11 protein-coding genes and 3 pseudogenes are annotated in these 13,593 nt (G+C 75.2%); 12 read left to right on the top strand and 2 right to left on the bottom strand.

What is annotated here, in order from left to right:
- The 9 genes and pseudogenes from ACFWXO_RS42570 to htpX all read left to right on the top strand — a co-directional run.
- Positions 1-477: pseudogene (locus ACFWXO_RS42570) on the top strand (NADH-quinone oxidoreductase subunit C); the annotation flags it as partial.
- Positions 474-1,433 (top strand): NADH-quinone oxidoreductase subunit NuoH, encoded by a 960-nt coding sequence (gene nuoH / locus ACFWXO_RS42565; RefSeq protein WP_375881885.1) that lies wholly within the window; start codon positions 474-476, stop codon positions 1,431-1,433. The pseudogene ACFWXO_RS42570 and the gene nuoH, both read left to right, overlap by 4 nt.
- Complete coding sequence (locus ACFWXO_RS42560) at positions 1,430-2,026, top strand: NuoI/complex I 23 kDa subunit family protein (protein WP_380531896.1); 597 nt, start codon at positions 1,430-1,432, stop codon at positions 2,024-2,026. The genes nuoH and ACFWXO_RS42560 overlap by 4 nt, the downstream gene beginning before the upstream one ends.
- Positions 2,023-2,727, top strand: coding sequence for an NADH-quinone oxidoreductase subunit J (locus ACFWXO_RS42555; RefSeq protein WP_380531893.1), 705 nt, complete (start codon positions 2,023-2,025; stop codon positions 2,725-2,727). Before ACFWXO_RS42560 ends, ACFWXO_RS42555 begins: the two co-directional genes overlap by 4 nt.
- Positions 2,727-3,104, top strand: a complete 378-nt coding sequence (gene nuoK / locus ACFWXO_RS42550) for an NADH-quinone oxidoreductase subunit NuoK (protein ID WP_380531890.1) — start codon at positions 2,727-2,729, stop codon at positions 3,102-3,104. Before ACFWXO_RS42555 ends, nuoK begins: the two co-directional genes overlap by 1 nt.
- The gene (locus tag ACFWXO_RS42545; protein ID WP_380531888.1) at positions 3,101-5,143 is read left to right on the top strand and encodes an NADH-quinone oxidoreductase subunit L; all 2,043 of its coding nucleotides are present in this window, start codon (positions 3,101-3,103) and stop codon (positions 5,141-5,143) included. The genes nuoK and ACFWXO_RS42545 overlap by 4 nt, the downstream gene beginning before the upstream one ends.
- A gap of 65 nt (positions 5,144-5,208) precedes the next feature.
- Positions 5,209-6,765 carry a NuoM family protein gene (locus ACFWXO_RS42540; protein WP_380531885.1) on the top strand — a complete coding sequence of 519 codons (1,557 nt, stop codon included), beginning with the start codon at positions 5,209-5,211 and terminating at the stop codon, positions 6,763-6,765.
- Positions 6,766-6,821: 56 nt separating this feature from the next.
- Complete coding sequence (locus ACFWXO_RS42535) at positions 6,822-8,369, top strand: NADH-quinone oxidoreductase subunit N (RefSeq protein WP_380531883.1); 1,548 nt, start codon at positions 6,822-6,824, stop codon at positions 8,367-8,369.
- 118 nt (positions 8,370-8,487) lie between these two features.
- Positions 8,488-9,351 (top strand): zinc metalloprotease HtpX, encoded by an 864-nt coding sequence (htpX, locus tag ACFWXO_RS42530; RefSeq protein WP_375881899.1) that lies wholly within the window; start codon positions 8,488-8,490, stop codon positions 9,349-9,351.
- A 57-nt stretch (positions 9,352-9,408) separates the two neighbouring features.
- Here the strand turns inward: htpX and ACFWXO_RS42525 are convergent.
- Positions 9,409-10,620: pseudogene (locus ACFWXO_RS42525) on the bottom strand (PLP-dependent aminotransferase family protein); the annotation flags it as partial.
- Between the two features lie 186 nt (positions 10,621-10,806).
- Positions 10,807-11,080 (bottom strand): annotated as a pseudogene (locus tag ACFWXO_RS42520) (winged helix-turn-helix domain-containing protein); the annotation flags it as partial.
- On the opposite strand from ACFWXO_RS42520, the gene ACFWXO_RS42515 reads away from it, so the two are divergent.
- The 3 genes from ACFWXO_RS42515 to ACFWXO_RS42505 all read left to right on the top strand — a co-directional run bounded on the left by ACFWXO_RS42515 (position 11,016) and on the right by ACFWXO_RS42505 (position 13,479).
- Entirely contained in the window at positions 11,016-11,933 is a 918-nt protein-coding gene (locus ACFWXO_RS42515; protein ID WP_380531880.1) for a DMT family transporter, read from the top strand. The pseudogene ACFWXO_RS42520 and the gene ACFWXO_RS42515 overlap by 65 nt on opposite strands.
- Positions 11,934-12,093: 160 nt before the next feature.
- On the top strand, positions 12,094-12,519 hold the full coding sequence (locus ACFWXO_RS42510; RefSeq protein ID WP_375881905.1) for a BlaI/MecI/CopY family transcriptional regulator: 426 nt from the start codon (positions 12,094-12,096) through the stop codon (positions 12,517-12,519).
- A 3-nt stretch (positions 12,520-12,522) separates the two neighbouring features.
- Positions 12,523-13,479, top strand: coding sequence for a M48 family metalloprotease (locus ACFWXO_RS42505; RefSeq protein WP_375881907.1), 957 nt, complete (start codon positions 12,523-12,525; stop codon positions 13,477-13,479).
- Positions 13,480-13,593 lie beyond the last annotated feature (114 nt).

The raw sequence follows: 13,593 nt of genomic DNA, 5'->3' as shown, positions 1-13,593 counted from the left end.
GGCGCACCTGCCGCCGAGGGCGCTCCGGCGGTGCGGGCGGACCGGCCGCGGCGGACCAGGTCGGTCTCCGAGGGCTCGGCGAGCCAGGCGGGCGGCGAGGAGGCGGCGGCTCCGGAGGCCTCGGCTGCTCCCGGCGTGCCCGGCGTGCCCGGCGTGCCCGGCGTGCCCGCTGCCGAAGGCGCTCCGCCGGTGCGGACCGACCGGCCGCGGCGGACCCGGTCGGTGTCCGCCGGCTCGGTCAGCCAGGCCGCCGAGACCGCCGCCGAGCCGACGGCCGAACCGACGGCCGAACCGACGGCCGAACCGACGGCCGAGCCCCAGGCCCCGGCCCGGCCCCGGTCCTCCGACGCGCCCTGGCACCACCCGGTGCCCGCCCACGAGGAGAAGCCGTCGGGCGGGCCCGGCGAGCAGGAGCCCGGCGGGGCGAAGGACGAGAACTCGGCCGGAGCGGCCGACCAGGACGGAGACGGCGCGTGAACCTGCTCGACACGGTGCTCCGCTGCGTCGCCACCCTGGTCGTCTTCCTGGTCTTCCCGCTGCTCATCGGCCAGACCGAGCACAAGGTGATGGCGCACATGCAGGGCCGGCTCGGCCCGATGTACGCGGGCGGCTTCCACGGCTGGGCCCAGCTCGTCGCGGACGGGGTGAAGTTCGCCCAGAAGGAGGACATCGTCCCGGCCGACGCGGACCGCCGGGTCTTCCAGCTGGCGCCCGCCGTCTCGCTGCTGCCGTACCTCTTCGTGCTGCTGGCGATCCCGGTCGGCCCGAACGGCTTCGTCGGGCAGGCGATCGACGCCGGGCTGTTCTTCGTGCTGGCCGTGATGGGCGTCGGCGTGATCGGCAAGCTGATGGCCGGCTGGGCCTCGGCGAACAAGTTCTCGCTGCTCGGCGGCCTGCGCACGGCCGCCCAGCTGATGTCCTACGAGCTGCCGATGGTGCTCGCGGCGGCCTCGGTGGCGATGGCCGCCGGCACCCTGTCGCTGCCCGGGATCCTGGACGCCTGGCAGTGGTACTGGCTGCCCTGGCAGATCATCGGCGCCTTCGTGTTCTTCACGGCCGGTCTGGCCGAGCTCCAGCGGCCGCCGTTCGACATGCCGGTCGCCGACTCGGAGATCATCTTCGGCGCGTACACCGAGTACACCGGGCTGCGCTTCGCGCTGTTCCTGCTGTCCGAGTACGTGGGCATCCTGGTGGTGTCGGCGCTGACGGCGGTGCTGTTCCTCGGCGGGTGGCACGGGCCGATGGCGGACCAGCTCGGCTGGCTCTGGATGCTCCTCAAGACCTTCGCGCTGGCCTTCGTGGTCATCTGGCTGCGGGTCACCTACCCGCGTCTGCGCGAGGACCAGCTGATGCGCTTCGCCTGGATCGTGCTGATCCCGCTCGCGCTCGTCCAGCTGGCCCTCACCGGCATCATCAAGGTGGCGATCGCATGAGTTTCCCCGGTGCCGGCCTCGCCAAGGGCCTGGCCGTGACGCTGCGGACGATGACGAGGAAGACCGTCACCGCGCAGTACCCCGAGGTCCAGCCGGTGCTACCGCCGCGTTCGCGCGGCGTCATCGCGCTGCTGGAGGAGAACTGCACGGTGTGCATGCTCTGCGCGCGCGAGTGCCCGGACTGGTGCATCTACATCGACTCCCACAAGGAGACGCTGCCGGCCGCCGAGCCGAACGCCCGGGCCCGCACCCGCAACGTGCTGGACCGCTTCGCCATCGACTTCTCGCTCTGCATGTACTGCGGGATCTGCATCGAGGTGTGCCCCTTCGACGCGCTGTTCTGGTCGCCGGAGTTCGAGTACGCGGAGACCGACATCCACGAGCTGACCCACGAGCGGGAGAAGCTCCGCGAGTGGATGTGGACCGTCCCGGCGCCGCCGGCGCTGGACCCGGCGGCCGAGGAGCCCAAGGAGATCGCCACCGCGCGCAAGGCGGCGGACAAGCTGGCCGCCGCGGCCGTCGCGGCGATCGAGGCCGCCGCCGAGGCTGCTGACGCTGCCGAGGCCACCGAGGAGAAGGGTGACGACGCGTGAACGCCGCTGCCACGTTCCTCGCGGCGACCGGTTCCCTGGAGCCGGCCGCCCGTTCGTTCCTGTCCCCGACCGGGCAGGAGGTCGTCTTCCTGCTGGTCGGCATCGCGGTGCTCGGCTCGGCGGTGGTCTCGGTGACCACCAAGCAGCTGGTGCACGCCGCGCTCTGGCTGGTGGTCGCGCTCGGCGGGCTGGCGGTGGAGTTCCTGCTGCTCACGGCCGAGTTCATCGCCTGGGTGCAGGTGCTGATCTACCTGGGCTCGGTGGTCGTCCTGGTGCTGTTCGGGCTGATGCTCACCAGGGCGCCGATCGGGCGCTCGCCGGACGCGGACTCCGAGAACCGCTGGGTCGCCCTGGTGGTGGCGCTGGCCGCGGCCGGGACGCTGGTGACCCTGGTGGTCGACGCCTTCCGGACCTCCTGGATCGACCTCGGCGCGGGCGGCGGTTCGGCCGCCGTGACCGGCGCCAGTCTGTTCCGCAACTGGGTGCTGCCCTTCGAGGCGTTGTCCGTGCTGCTGCTGGCGGCGCTGGTCGGCGCGATCGTGCTGTCGCGCGGGTCCGGGCGCCGGGTGCCGGCGCCGCGGGCGGGCAAGCTGCGGGCCGGACGGCCGGTCGGCTCGAACGGGACCGTGGCCGCGACCACGCCCAAGCCCGAGCCCTCGGCACCCGCGTCGTCCTCGTCGTCCGCGTCGGAGGAGAGCTGATGCACCTCGCCTACCCCGTCGTCCTCGCCGCGCTGCTGTTCGGCGTCGGCGTGTACGGCGTGCTCGCCCGGCGCAACGCCGTCCTGGTGCTGATGTCCGTCGAGCTGATGCTCAACGCCGTCAACCTCGACCTGGTCGCCTTCGACGCCTGGCTGCGCGACTCGCTGCACGCCGGGCAGGCGCTCACCCTGTTCACCATCACCGTCGCCGCCGCCGAGATCGGGCTGGGGCTCGCCATCGTCCTGCTGCTGTTCCGGGCCCGGGGCACGGCGGACATCGACCGGGCCACCGCGCTCGGCGACCCGGCCGAGCCGCACACCCCGGCCGAGGACGAGCCGGTCGCAGCCGAGGCACTGAAGGGCCGGGCCACCGCATGAACCTCGCCCTGCCCGTCCTCGTCCCCGCGCTGCCCGCGCTCGGCGCCGCCGCGACCCTGGCCGTCGGCAAGAAGGCGCCGGGGCTGGCCCGGCCGCTGGCGATCGTCCCGGTCGCCGTCTCGGCCGTGCTCGCCCTGGTGGTCGCCCTCCAGCTCGGCACCGGCCGGACCCTGGACGCCGCCACCCGGCTCACCCCGACCGGCGGTCCGGACATCGCGCTCTCCGTCCACCTGGACGGCTTCACCTCGCTGATCTCGGTGCTGGTCGGCCTGGTCGCCACCTGCGTCCAGGTCTACTCGACCGCGTACCTCAAGGAGGACCGGCGCTACCCGTCCTACGCGGCGCTGGTCTCGCTGTTCACCGCGGCGATGTTCCTGGTGGTCTACTCGGGCGACCTCGTCGTGCTGCTGGTCGGCTGGGAGGTCATGGGCGTCTGCTCGTACTTCCTGATCGGCCACCACTGGGAGAGCGCCGACGCCCGGTCGGCCTCGCTCAAGGCCTTCCTGGTCACCAAGCTCGGTGACGTGCCGTTCCTGTTCGGGATCTTCCTGCTTGCCGCGGACGCCGGCAGCTTCCGGATCACCGACGTGCTGTCGGCCGCGACCGAGGGCCGGCTCGGCCACCCGACGCTGGTCGCGCTGCTGCTGCTCGCCGGTGTGGCCGGCAAGAGCGCCCAGTTCCCGCTGCACACCTGGCTCCCGGACGCGATGGCCGGTCCGACGCCGGTCTCCGCCCTGATCCACGCCGCCACCATGGTCGCGGCCGGCATCTACCTGGTGGCCCGGCTGCTGCCGGTGTTCCTCCAGTCGGGGGCGGCCCTGGTGGTGCTCGCGGTGATGGCCGCCGTGACGATGATCGGCTCGGCACTCTGCGCGCTCGCCCAGGACGACCTCAAACGGGTCCTCGCCTACTCCACCGTCGGCCAGCTGGGCTACATGGCCGGCGCGCTGGCCAGCGGGGACCGCGAGGCCTCGGTGTTCCACCTGGTCAGCCACGGTGCGTTCAAGGCGCTGCTGTTCCTGGCCGCCGGCGTGGTGATCCACGCCGCGCACACCAACTCGATCTCCGCGATGTCCCGGATCCCGGGCCTGCGCAGGACCGTCCCGGACGCCCACTGGACGATGGGCATCGCGCTGTTCGCGCTGGCCGGGCTGCCGCCGTTCTCCGGCTTCTTCAGCAAGGAGGCGGTGCTCACCGCCGCCGAGCACGCCGCCAACGGCGAGGCGCTGACCAACGGCCTCGGCCCGGCCTCGGCGGTGCCGCAGGCGGCCGGCTGGATCGTGCTGATCTCGGCCGCGCTCACCGCGCTGCTCACCGGCGCCTACGCGGCCAGGCTGTTCCTGGTCACCTTCCACAGCCCGGCCGGCGCGGCCGCACCGGTTCGGGCGGCCCAGGCCGCCCCGGCCGCCCCCGAGGCCGACGCGCCGTACTCGCCCGAGCCGGACGAGGCCGACCCGGCCACCGCCGAGCCGCCCGCGATGCGCTGGCCGCTGTGGGTGCTGGCCGTCCCGACCATCGGCTTCGGCGTCGCCGGGCTGCGCTCGGACTGGCTGCCCGCGCTGCTGGACGGCGGCTCGCTGCGCCCCACCGGCGTCACCGCCGTCACCGGTACCGGGCTCGCCGTGGTCGGCGTGCTCGCCGCGTACGGCGCCTGGCGCTCGGCCACTGCACGGCTGACCACCGGCCGGCCGGCCCCGGCCGCCGCCGGGAGGGTGCCCGAGCAGGCCGGAGCCCCCGCCGCCGAGGTGGTCGTCGCCGACCCCGGGCGCACCCTGCTCGGCCCGCTGTTCGGCCCGGCCCGGCACGGCTTCGGCGTCGACCGGCTCTACCACCTGCTGTTCGTCCGGCCGGTGGTCGCGGCGGCCCGGCTGGTCCGCTTCCTCGACCGCGAGGTCGTCGAGGGCTACGTGCAGGGCAGCGGGATCGGCGCCAACCTGCTGGGCCGGGCCGTCCGGCTCGCGCAGACCGGCAACGCCCAGACCTACCTCAGCGCCCTGCTGGCCGGGGTCGTCCTGCTGGCCGTCCTGGTGGCGGTGTAGCCGGTGCTGTCGTTCCCCACCCCCGTCCCCTCCGTCCCGTCCGCCGCCGAAGCTGGGAGCCCCCGATGAACGCGGTCCTCATCGCCCTCCTGGTGCTGCCACTGCTCGGCGCCGCGCTCACCCTGGCGCCGGTGTTCGGCCCGGACCGGGCCGTCGCCGGCCGCCGGGCGCTGCGGCTGAACTCCGTCCTCACCGGCGCGGTGCTGCTGCTCTCCGTCCTCCTCGCGGCCGGCTTCGACCACGACGCGCCGGCCCGGATGCAGGCCACCACCGACCTGGACTGGATCCCGGCCCTGCACGTGCGCTTCCACCTCGGCGTGGACGGCGTCTCGCTGCCGCTGGTCGTGCTGACCGCGCTGCTCACCTTCCTCTGCGCGCTGTACTCGGAGAAGCGGCTGCCGGAGGGGGACGGCGTCCCCTCGCCGCAGGCCTTCGTCGGGCTGTTCCTGCTCCTGGAGGTCGGCATGCTCGCCACCTTCGCGGTGCTGGACCTGATCCTCTTCTTCCTGTCCTTCGAGATCGTGCTGATCCCGATGTACTTCCTGATCGCCCGCTGGGGCAGCGGCGCGAGGACCCCGGCGGCCAACCGGTTCATCCTCTACACGCTGCTCGGCTCGGCCGTGATGCTGCTCGGCTTCCTGCTGATCGGCAGCAAGGCCGGCACCTTCGACATGCAGGCGCTGGCCGCCGGGCACGGCAACGGCCTGAGCCACACCACCCAGGTGGTCGCCGCGCTGGCGATCATGGTCGGGCTGGCGGTCAAGGCCCCCGCCTGGCCGCTGCACAGCTGGCTCCCCGACGCCCACACCGCCGCCCCGACGGTCGGCTCGGTGCTGCTCGCCGGCGTGCTGCTCAAGATGGGCACCTACGGACTGGTCCGGGTGCTCCTCCCGGTCGTGCCGGACGGCACCGCGACGCTCGCCCCCTACCTGGGCGCCTTCGCCGCCGTCGGCATCGTCTACGGCTCGCTGGCCTGCCTCGCGCTGGCCCGCCCCGGCGCCAAGGGCGACCTCAAGCGCCTGATCGCGTACTCCTCCGTCGGCCACATGGGCTTCGTGCTGCTCGGCATCGCCTCCCTCACCCCGGTCGGCGTCAACGGCGCGCTGTTCGCCAACATCGCCCACGGACTGATCACCGGCCTGCTGTTCTTCCTGGTCGGGGCGGTCAAGGACCGCTACGGCACGGCGGACCTGGACACCCTCGCCGGGGCCACCGGCGCCGCCCTGTACGGCCGGGCACCCCGGATCGGCGCGCTGCTCGCCTTCGCCGCCGTCGCCAGCCTCGGCCTGCCCGGCCTGGCCGGCTTCTGGGGCGAGCTGCTCGCCATGTTCGGCGCCTTCGACCCGGCCGCCGGGCTGTCCCGCCCGGCCTTCGTCACCTACATGGTCCTGGCCGGCCTCGGCACCCTGCTCACCGCCGGCTACCTGCTGATCGTGGTCAAGCGCGTCTGCATGGGCGACCCCGAGCAGCCCGCGCCGGTGCCCGAGGTGCCCGACCTGCGGCCGTACGAGGCCGTCAGCTGGACACCGCTGGCCGCGCTCACCCTGGTGGCCGGACTCTGGCCCGCCCTCCTGCTCGGGCTCTCCGACCCGGCCGTCAAGCACCTCCTCGGGGGTGGCTGACCGTGCTCGCAGCCCACACCGCCGCACTCGGACCTCACTCCACGGGGCAGCACACTGTGACCTCCCTCGCCGTAGCCAACCCGGGCAGCCTGATCCAGTCCGTGGACTGGGTGGCGATCGCGCCCCCGCTGATCGCCGCCGTGGCCGCCCTCGCGGTGCTGGTCACCGACCTCTTCCTGCCCGAACGGCACAAGCGCTGGCTCGGCCGCCTGGCCGCGGCCGGACTCGCCCTCGCCCTGCTCGCCCTCCTCCCCCTCACCGGGGGATCACCCCGGGCCACCTTCTGCCTCCGGAACGTAGCAGGGGCCACTGACACCACCGGGTGCTCCTACGTCGCCGACCACTTCGCGCTGGTCTTCCAGCTGCTGGCGCTCGGCGGCGCGCTGATCGCGGCGCTGCTGTCGATGCACACCGTCGAGGACCAGAATCTGCCCCGCGGCGAGTACTGGTTCCTGCTGCTCTCCAGCGCCACCGGCGCCGCCCTGCTGCCCGCCTCCCGCGACCTCGCGACCATGGTGATCGCCCTGGAGGTCGCCTCGCTGCCCGCCTTCGCCCTGGTCGCGCTGCGCCGGGACGGGCGGGGCGCGGAGGCCGCGTTCAAGTTCTTCGTCTCCTCCGTCACCGCGACCGCCGTGATGCTGCTCGGCATCGGCTTCGTCTACGCGGCCAGTGGCAGCCTGCACCTCGGCGCCGTCGCCCAGGGGCTGGAGCACGCGCCCGCCCAGCTCAAGGCGCTGGCCGAGGCGGGGGCGGTGCTGACGCTGGTCGGCTTCGCCTTCAAGGTCGCCGCCGTCCCCTTCCACTTCTGGGTGCCCGACACCTACACCGGCGCCCCGCTGCCGGTGGCCGGCTACCTCTCGGTGGTCGGCAAGGCGGCCGGCCTCTCCGGGCTGGCGCTCGCCACCACCGTCGCGTTCCGCCCGTACGCCCACACCTGGGGCCTGGTGCTCGCGGTGCTGGCCGCCGTCACCATGACCGTCGGCAACGTCGGCGCGCTGCGGCAGCGCTTCGACACCCGGTACAGCGCGGTGCGGCTGCTGGCCTGGTCCTCGGTCGGTCAGGCCGGGTACCTGCTGGTGCCGCTCGCGGCGGCCGGCTACGCGCCCACCGGGGCCGATCCGCTGGGCGCGACCGCCGCGTACGCGCTGATCTACGGCGTGGTGAACCTCGGCGCCTTCGGGGTGGTCGCCGCCGTCGGCCGCCGGGCCGGGACGAGCGTGGACGACTTCCGCGGCCTGTTCGCCCGCAACCGGTGGACGGCGCTGGCGCTGGCCTTCTTCCTGCTCTGCCTGGCCGGGCTGCCGCCCGGTGTGATCGGCCTGTTCGGCAAGGTCGTGGTGTTCCGCGCGGCCGTGGACGCCGGGCTGGGGTGGCTGGCCGTGGTGATGGCCGTCAACGTGGTCGTCGCCCTGTACTACTACCTGCTGTGGACGGCCCGGCTGTTCGCCCCGGCCGACGCGTCCGCCGTCGCGGCCGAGGACGGTGCCGAGCGGCGGCTGCCGGTCGGCCTGACCGCCACGCTGGGGCTCACCGCCTCCGCGGCGGTGGTGCTCTCGGTCGCCCCGCAGTTGGTCCTCCAAGTGGCCGGCGGCTCGCTGTTCTGAGCCGCCGACCGGGTGTCGCGTCGGTCACAAGGGAACAAGGTCCCGGGGCCCGCCCGTTGAGCGGGCAAGAGGGACGAGGCAGAAAGGGCTTCCCCACCGCACCACTGGAGGGCCTGACGTGCACAGCCGGCACAACGGACTGAGGACCGCCGTCCTGCTCGGTGGCCTCTCGGCACTGATCCTGGTGATCGGCGGTTTCTTCGGCCGGACCGGCTTCGTGATCGCCCTGCTGGTCGCCCTCGGGACCAACGCCTACGCCTACTGGAACAGCGACAAGCTCGCGCTGCGGGCCATGCGGGCCCGGCCGGTCAGCGAGTTCGAGGCACCCGGGCTGTACCGGATCGTGCGCGAGCTCTCCACCTCGGCCCGGCAGCCGATGCCCCGGCTCTACATCTCCCCGACGCCGGCCCCGAACGCCTTCGCCACCGGCCGCAACCCGCGCAACGCGGCGGTCTGCTGCACCGAGGGCATCCTGCAGATCCTGGACGAGCGCGAACTGCGCGGGGTGCTCGGACACGAGCTCAGCCACGTCTACAACCGGGACATCCTGATCTCCTCGGTCGCCGGGGCGCTGGCCTCGGTGGTGATGTTCCTGGTGAACTTCGCCTGGCTGATCCCGTTCGGCCGCAGCGAGGACGACGACGGCCCCGGGCTGTTCGGGATGCTCGCCATCATGATCCTCGGGCCGATCGCCGCCGGGCTGATCCAGATGGCCGTCAGCCGCTCCCGCGAGTACCAGGCCGACGCCGACGGCGCCCGGATCACCGGCGACCCGCTCGCCCTCGCCAGTGCGCTGCGCAAGCTCGACGCCGGTACCCGCCAGCTGCCGCTCCCGCCGGAGCCCCAGCTGCAGACGGCGAGCCACATGATGATCGCCAGCCCGTTCCGGCCGGGCGAGGCCGGTGCGCGGCTGTTCTCCACCCACCCGCCGATGGCGGAGCGGATCGCGCGGCTGGAGCGGATGGCCGGGTACCGGGCGTAGCGGCCGCCGCGCGGGGCCGGGGCCGGGGCCGGGGTCGGGTCCGGGTCCGGGGCGCGGTCAGCCGGTCGACTCCTGGTAGGCCGTCCGCAGTCGGTGGATGCCCTCGGCGACCTGGGCGGGGCCGTCGGCGGCGGCGTAGCTCAGCCGCAGGTGCGGGGCCGGGGGTTCGGCGGCGTGGTACGGCCGGCCGGGGGTGACCTGGACGCCCCGGCGCCGGGCGGCGGCGACCAGGGCGGCGTCGTCGGTGCCGTCCGGCAGCCGCAGCCACAGGTGGTAGCCCCCGGGCCGGTGGGCGCCGAGCACACCGGGCAGTTCCCGGTGCAGGGCGGCCACGGCGGCGGTGCGGCGGTCGCGCAGTTCGGCTCCGAGGGTGCGCAGGTGACGGGCCCAGCCGGGGTCGGAGACCAGCTCCAGGGTCGCCTCCTGGAGCGGCCGGGGCACGAAGAAGCTGTCCACCACCTGGGTGGCCCGCAGCCGGGCGAGCGCCGGGCCGCGCGCGGTGAGGGCGCCGACCCGCAGGTTGGGGGAGGCGGCCTTGGTGAGGGAGCGCAGGTGCACCACCACCCCGTCCCGGTCGTCGGCGGCCAGCGGGCGCGGCAGCGCCGGGGCGTCCGCGTGGACCAGCAGCCGGGCGAAGTCGTCCTCGACCACGAACGCCCCGGCGGCCCGGGCGATCCGCAGCACCTCCGCCCGGCGCGCGGGCGAGAGCACCGCGCCGGTGGGGTTCTGGAACAGCGGCTGGCAGACGAACACCCGGGCCCGGGTGGCCTCGAAGGCGTCGGCCAGCAGATCGGTGCGGACGCCGTCGGCGTCGACCGGGACGGGCACCGGCCGCAGCCCGGCCGCGCGCACCACCGCGAGGATGCCCGAGTAGGTCGGCGACTCGACCAGCACCGGCGAGCCGGGCGCGGCCAGCGAGCGCATCGCCACGGTCAGGCCGCCCTGCCCGCCGGAGGTGATCAGGACGTCCCCGGCGCTGATCGGTCCGGCGTGGCCGCCGATGTCGCGGGCGAACCAGCCGCGCAGTTCGGTGAGGCCGTCGGTGGGCGGCCGGTCCCAGGCGCCCGGGCGGCGGCCGGCCCGGGCGAGGGCGGCGGCGAGCAGCCGCTCGGGCAGCAGCGAGGAGTGGGGGTAGCCGCCGTTGAGGTCGATGACGCCGGGCGGCGGCACCTGGAGGGTGGCGAACACCGGTGCGGCCAGCAGGTCGCGCGGGCCGGAGTCGGCGCTGAGCGCGACCTCCTGCCAGGACAGGTCGCCGGGCCGGGCGGCCGGGGCCGCCGGGGAGTCGGGGGGGGGGGGGGGGGGGGGGCGCGCCGCCCCCCCCCCCCCCGGGCCGGCCCGCCCCCCCCCCCCGGCCGCCCCCCCCCCCCCCGCGGGGGAGCCCGCCCCCCCCCCGCCAGTCCGGGGCGGGCCGGGGGGCGCCGGGGGGCCCGGGGGAGGGGGGGCCGGGGCCGCCCGCCGCGGCCCGGAACACCCCGGCGCCGGGCCGGGAGACCACGAGCCCCTCGGCGACCAGCACCGCGATGGCGCGGGAGACCGTCACCGGGCTGACCTGGTGGCGCTCCATCAGGGCCCGGCTGGACGGCAGCTTTCGCCCTTCCGGGTAGCGCTCGACCTCCCGCCGGAGGCTTTCGGCGAGTTCGGCCACGCTGCTACGCTCGTTCATGACGGCACAAGATAGCGCTACCCAGCTCGCGGCGATAGCACCCGGGGCGGGCGCCCCCGGCACCGCCTCCGGAACGGCCCTCGCCGCCCTCGGGGTGGCCTCCTTCTCGCTCACCTTCCCGGCCACCGTGTGGTCCCTCGACGGCTTCGGCCCGTGGACCTCGACCGGACTGCGCGGCGCCCTGGCCGGACTGCTCGCCGGGCTCTACCTGCTGGCCTCCGGCGCCCCGCTGCCGACGGCCCGGCAGTGGCCCGGCCTGCTGGTGGTCTCGGCCGGCTGCGTCATCGGCTTCCCGCTGCTCACCACGCTCGCCCTGCGGACCTCCTCGACCGCCCACTCGGCGGTGGTCATCGGCCTGCTGCCGCTGGCCACGGCGGTGGCCTCGGCGCTGCGCACCGGCCGCCGGCCGTCCCGGGCGTTCTGGGCGGCGGCGCTGGCCGGGGCGGCGGCCGTACTCGGCTTCACCCTGCTGCAGAGCCACGGCCGGCCGACCGTCGCCGACCTCTACCTGTTCGCCGGGGTGCTGGTCTGCGCGGCCGGGTACGCGGAGGGCGGGCGGCTCTCCCGGGACCTCCCGGGCGCCCGGGTGATCGCCTGGGCGGTGGTGGCCGCGGCGCCGGTGATGGTGCTGACCGCCGCCTACGGGCTGTCCGCCGAGCCCGTCCGGCTCGGCGCGAAGGCGCTGGTCGGACTGGCGTACATCGCGGCGGTCTCCCAGCTCGGCGGGTTCGTGTGCTGGTACCGGGGGATGGCGGCGATCGGGGTGCCGCGGGCCAGCCAGCTGCAGCTCGCCCAGCCGCTGCTGACGCTGGTCTGGTCGGTGCTGCTGCTCGGGGAGGAGCTGCCGGTGGCCGCGCCGGTGACGGCCGTGGTGGTGCTGGGCTGCATCGCGGTCACCCAGCGGGCCCGGGCGTAGGGCCTGTCCCCGGGGCCCCTGCCGGGTCCTCGCCCCGGGCCGTTCGGTGGTGCGGGCCCGAACCCTCGCGTTGGGCCGTCCGGAGGAGGCGTCGGCTCGTTAGGATGGCCCCGCGCCCCGCGTCGGTCCGGGGAGCGGCATCCGGAGGGAGTGGGCCGTCATGGCAGACGAGAGGCACGCCCCGGCGTCCGGGGACGCGCCGACCCGACGGCGTGGTCAGGGCGAGCTGGAGGCGCAGGTGCTGGCGGTGCTCCAGCGGGCGCCCGGCCCGGCCACCGCGGGGTGGGTCCAGGAACGCATCGACGGCGACCTGGCGTACACCACGGTGATGACCATCCTGTCCCGGCTGCACGCCAAGAACGCCGTCTCCCGGAGCCGCTCCGGCCGCTCCTACCTGTGGCAGGCCTCCGCCGACGCCGCCGGGCTGGCCGCGCTGCGGATGCGCCGGATGCTCGACGGCGAGGCGGACCGGGACGCCGTCCTCGCCAGCTTCGTCACCGCGCTGCTGCCGCACGACGAGGAACTGCTGCGGGCGCTGTTGGACGCCGCGTCCGCGGAGCCCGCAGCGGCCGACCGTGAGAGCTGACCCGTGGGCTTCTTCGTCTTCCTCCCGCTGATCCTGCCGCTGACCGCGGTGCCGATCGCCCGGCTGACCGAGCAGCACCTGCACCCGCGCGGTGCCGCCCGGCTGATGACCGTGATCAGCGCCGTGATGGCGGTGTGCAGCGTGCTCTGCCTCGGGCTGATCGGCGTGGTGGGCACCGCGCAGATCCCCGGCAACCCGCTGCCGGACAGCTGGTCCGACCCGGAGGTGCGGCACGCGCTGCCGTACCACGAGACGGTCGGCACCGCCGCGATGTGGCTGCTGGTGCTGGTCGGCTTCGCCTGTTCCCGGACGGTCGTGCGGCACCTGCGGGTCCGCTCCCGGGCCCGGCGGGCGCTGGCCGGGCTGCCGGAGGCGCCGGCCGAGGCCGGTGACCTCGCGGTGCTGCCGGACCGCAGCCCGTACGCCTACGCGCTGCCCGGCTCGCCCGGGCGGGTGGTGGTCTCCACCGGGATGCTGGCCGGGCTGGCCGAGGACGAGCGGGAGGCGCTGCTCGCGCACGAGCGGGCGCACCTGCGCCACCGCCACCACCGCTACCTGCTGACCACCCAGCTCGCCGCCTGCGTCAACCCCTTCCTGCGGCCGTTGCAGGCGGCGGTGGCGTTCAGCGCCGAGCGCTGGGCGGACGAGGAGTCGGCCCAGGCGGTGGGCGACCGGCGGATCACGGCCCGGGCGGTGGCCCGGGCGGCCCTGGTCTCGCACGCCGCCCCGGTGCCCGGCTTCGCGGCCTTCGCCGCCCCGGCCCCGGCGCCCGGCCCGGTGCCGCGCCGGGTGGCCGCGCTGCTCGGCCCGGTGCCGACGGCCCGCAACTGGCCGCCGGCCAAGACCCCGGCGGGCCTGGCGGCGATGGTGGCCGCGGTCGGCACGGCGGCCTCGGCGCTGTGCGCGCTCAACGCGGCGGTGGCGCTGCTGGTGGTGCTGAAGGCCGTCACCCCCCTCTAGGGCCTGTCCGGCGGATCTTGCCAGGCGCGCGACGCCGGGCATCCCGCCTGGACGCACGCCCGAATCGCCCAAGTACATCCAGTACGAGGCCGACTCGGGCGCACGCCCTGCCGG

This window comes from Kitasatospora sp. NPDC059088 (assembly GCF_042738155.1).
In the GTDB taxonomy this organism is placed as follows: Bacteria; Actinomycetota; Actinomycetes; order Streptomycetales; family Streptomycetaceae; genus Kitasatospora.
This window is presented reverse-complemented; position numbering and strand designations above follow the sequence as displayed.

Excerpts from the sequence above, each read along its gene's own strand:
- ACFWXO_RS42510 (WP_375881905.1), top strand. The coding sequence starts at position 12,094 with ATGGCAGACGAGAGGCACGCCCCGGCGTCCGGGGACGCGCCGACCCGA.
- ACFWXO_RS42560 (WP_380531896.1), top strand. The coding sequence starts at position 1,430 with ATGAGTTTCCCCGGTGCCGGCCTCGCCAAGGGCCTGGCCGTGACGCTG.
- ACFWXO_RS42515 (WP_380531880.1), top strand. The coding sequence starts at position 11,016 with ATGACGGCACAAGATAGCGCTACCCAGCTCGCGGCGATAGCACCCGGG.
- ACFWXO_RS42545 (WP_380531888.1), top strand. The coding sequence starts at position 3,101 with ATGAACCTCGCCCTGCCCGTCCTCGTCCCCGCGCTGCCCGCGCTCGGC.
- nuoK (WP_380531890.1), top strand. The coding sequence starts at position 2,727 with ATGCACCTCGCCTACCCCGTCGTCCTCGCCGCGCTGCTGTTCGGCGTC.
- ACFWXO_RS42540 (WP_380531885.1), top strand. The coding sequence starts at position 5,209 with ATGAACGCGGTCCTCATCGCCCTCCTGGTGCTGCCACTGCTCGGCGCC.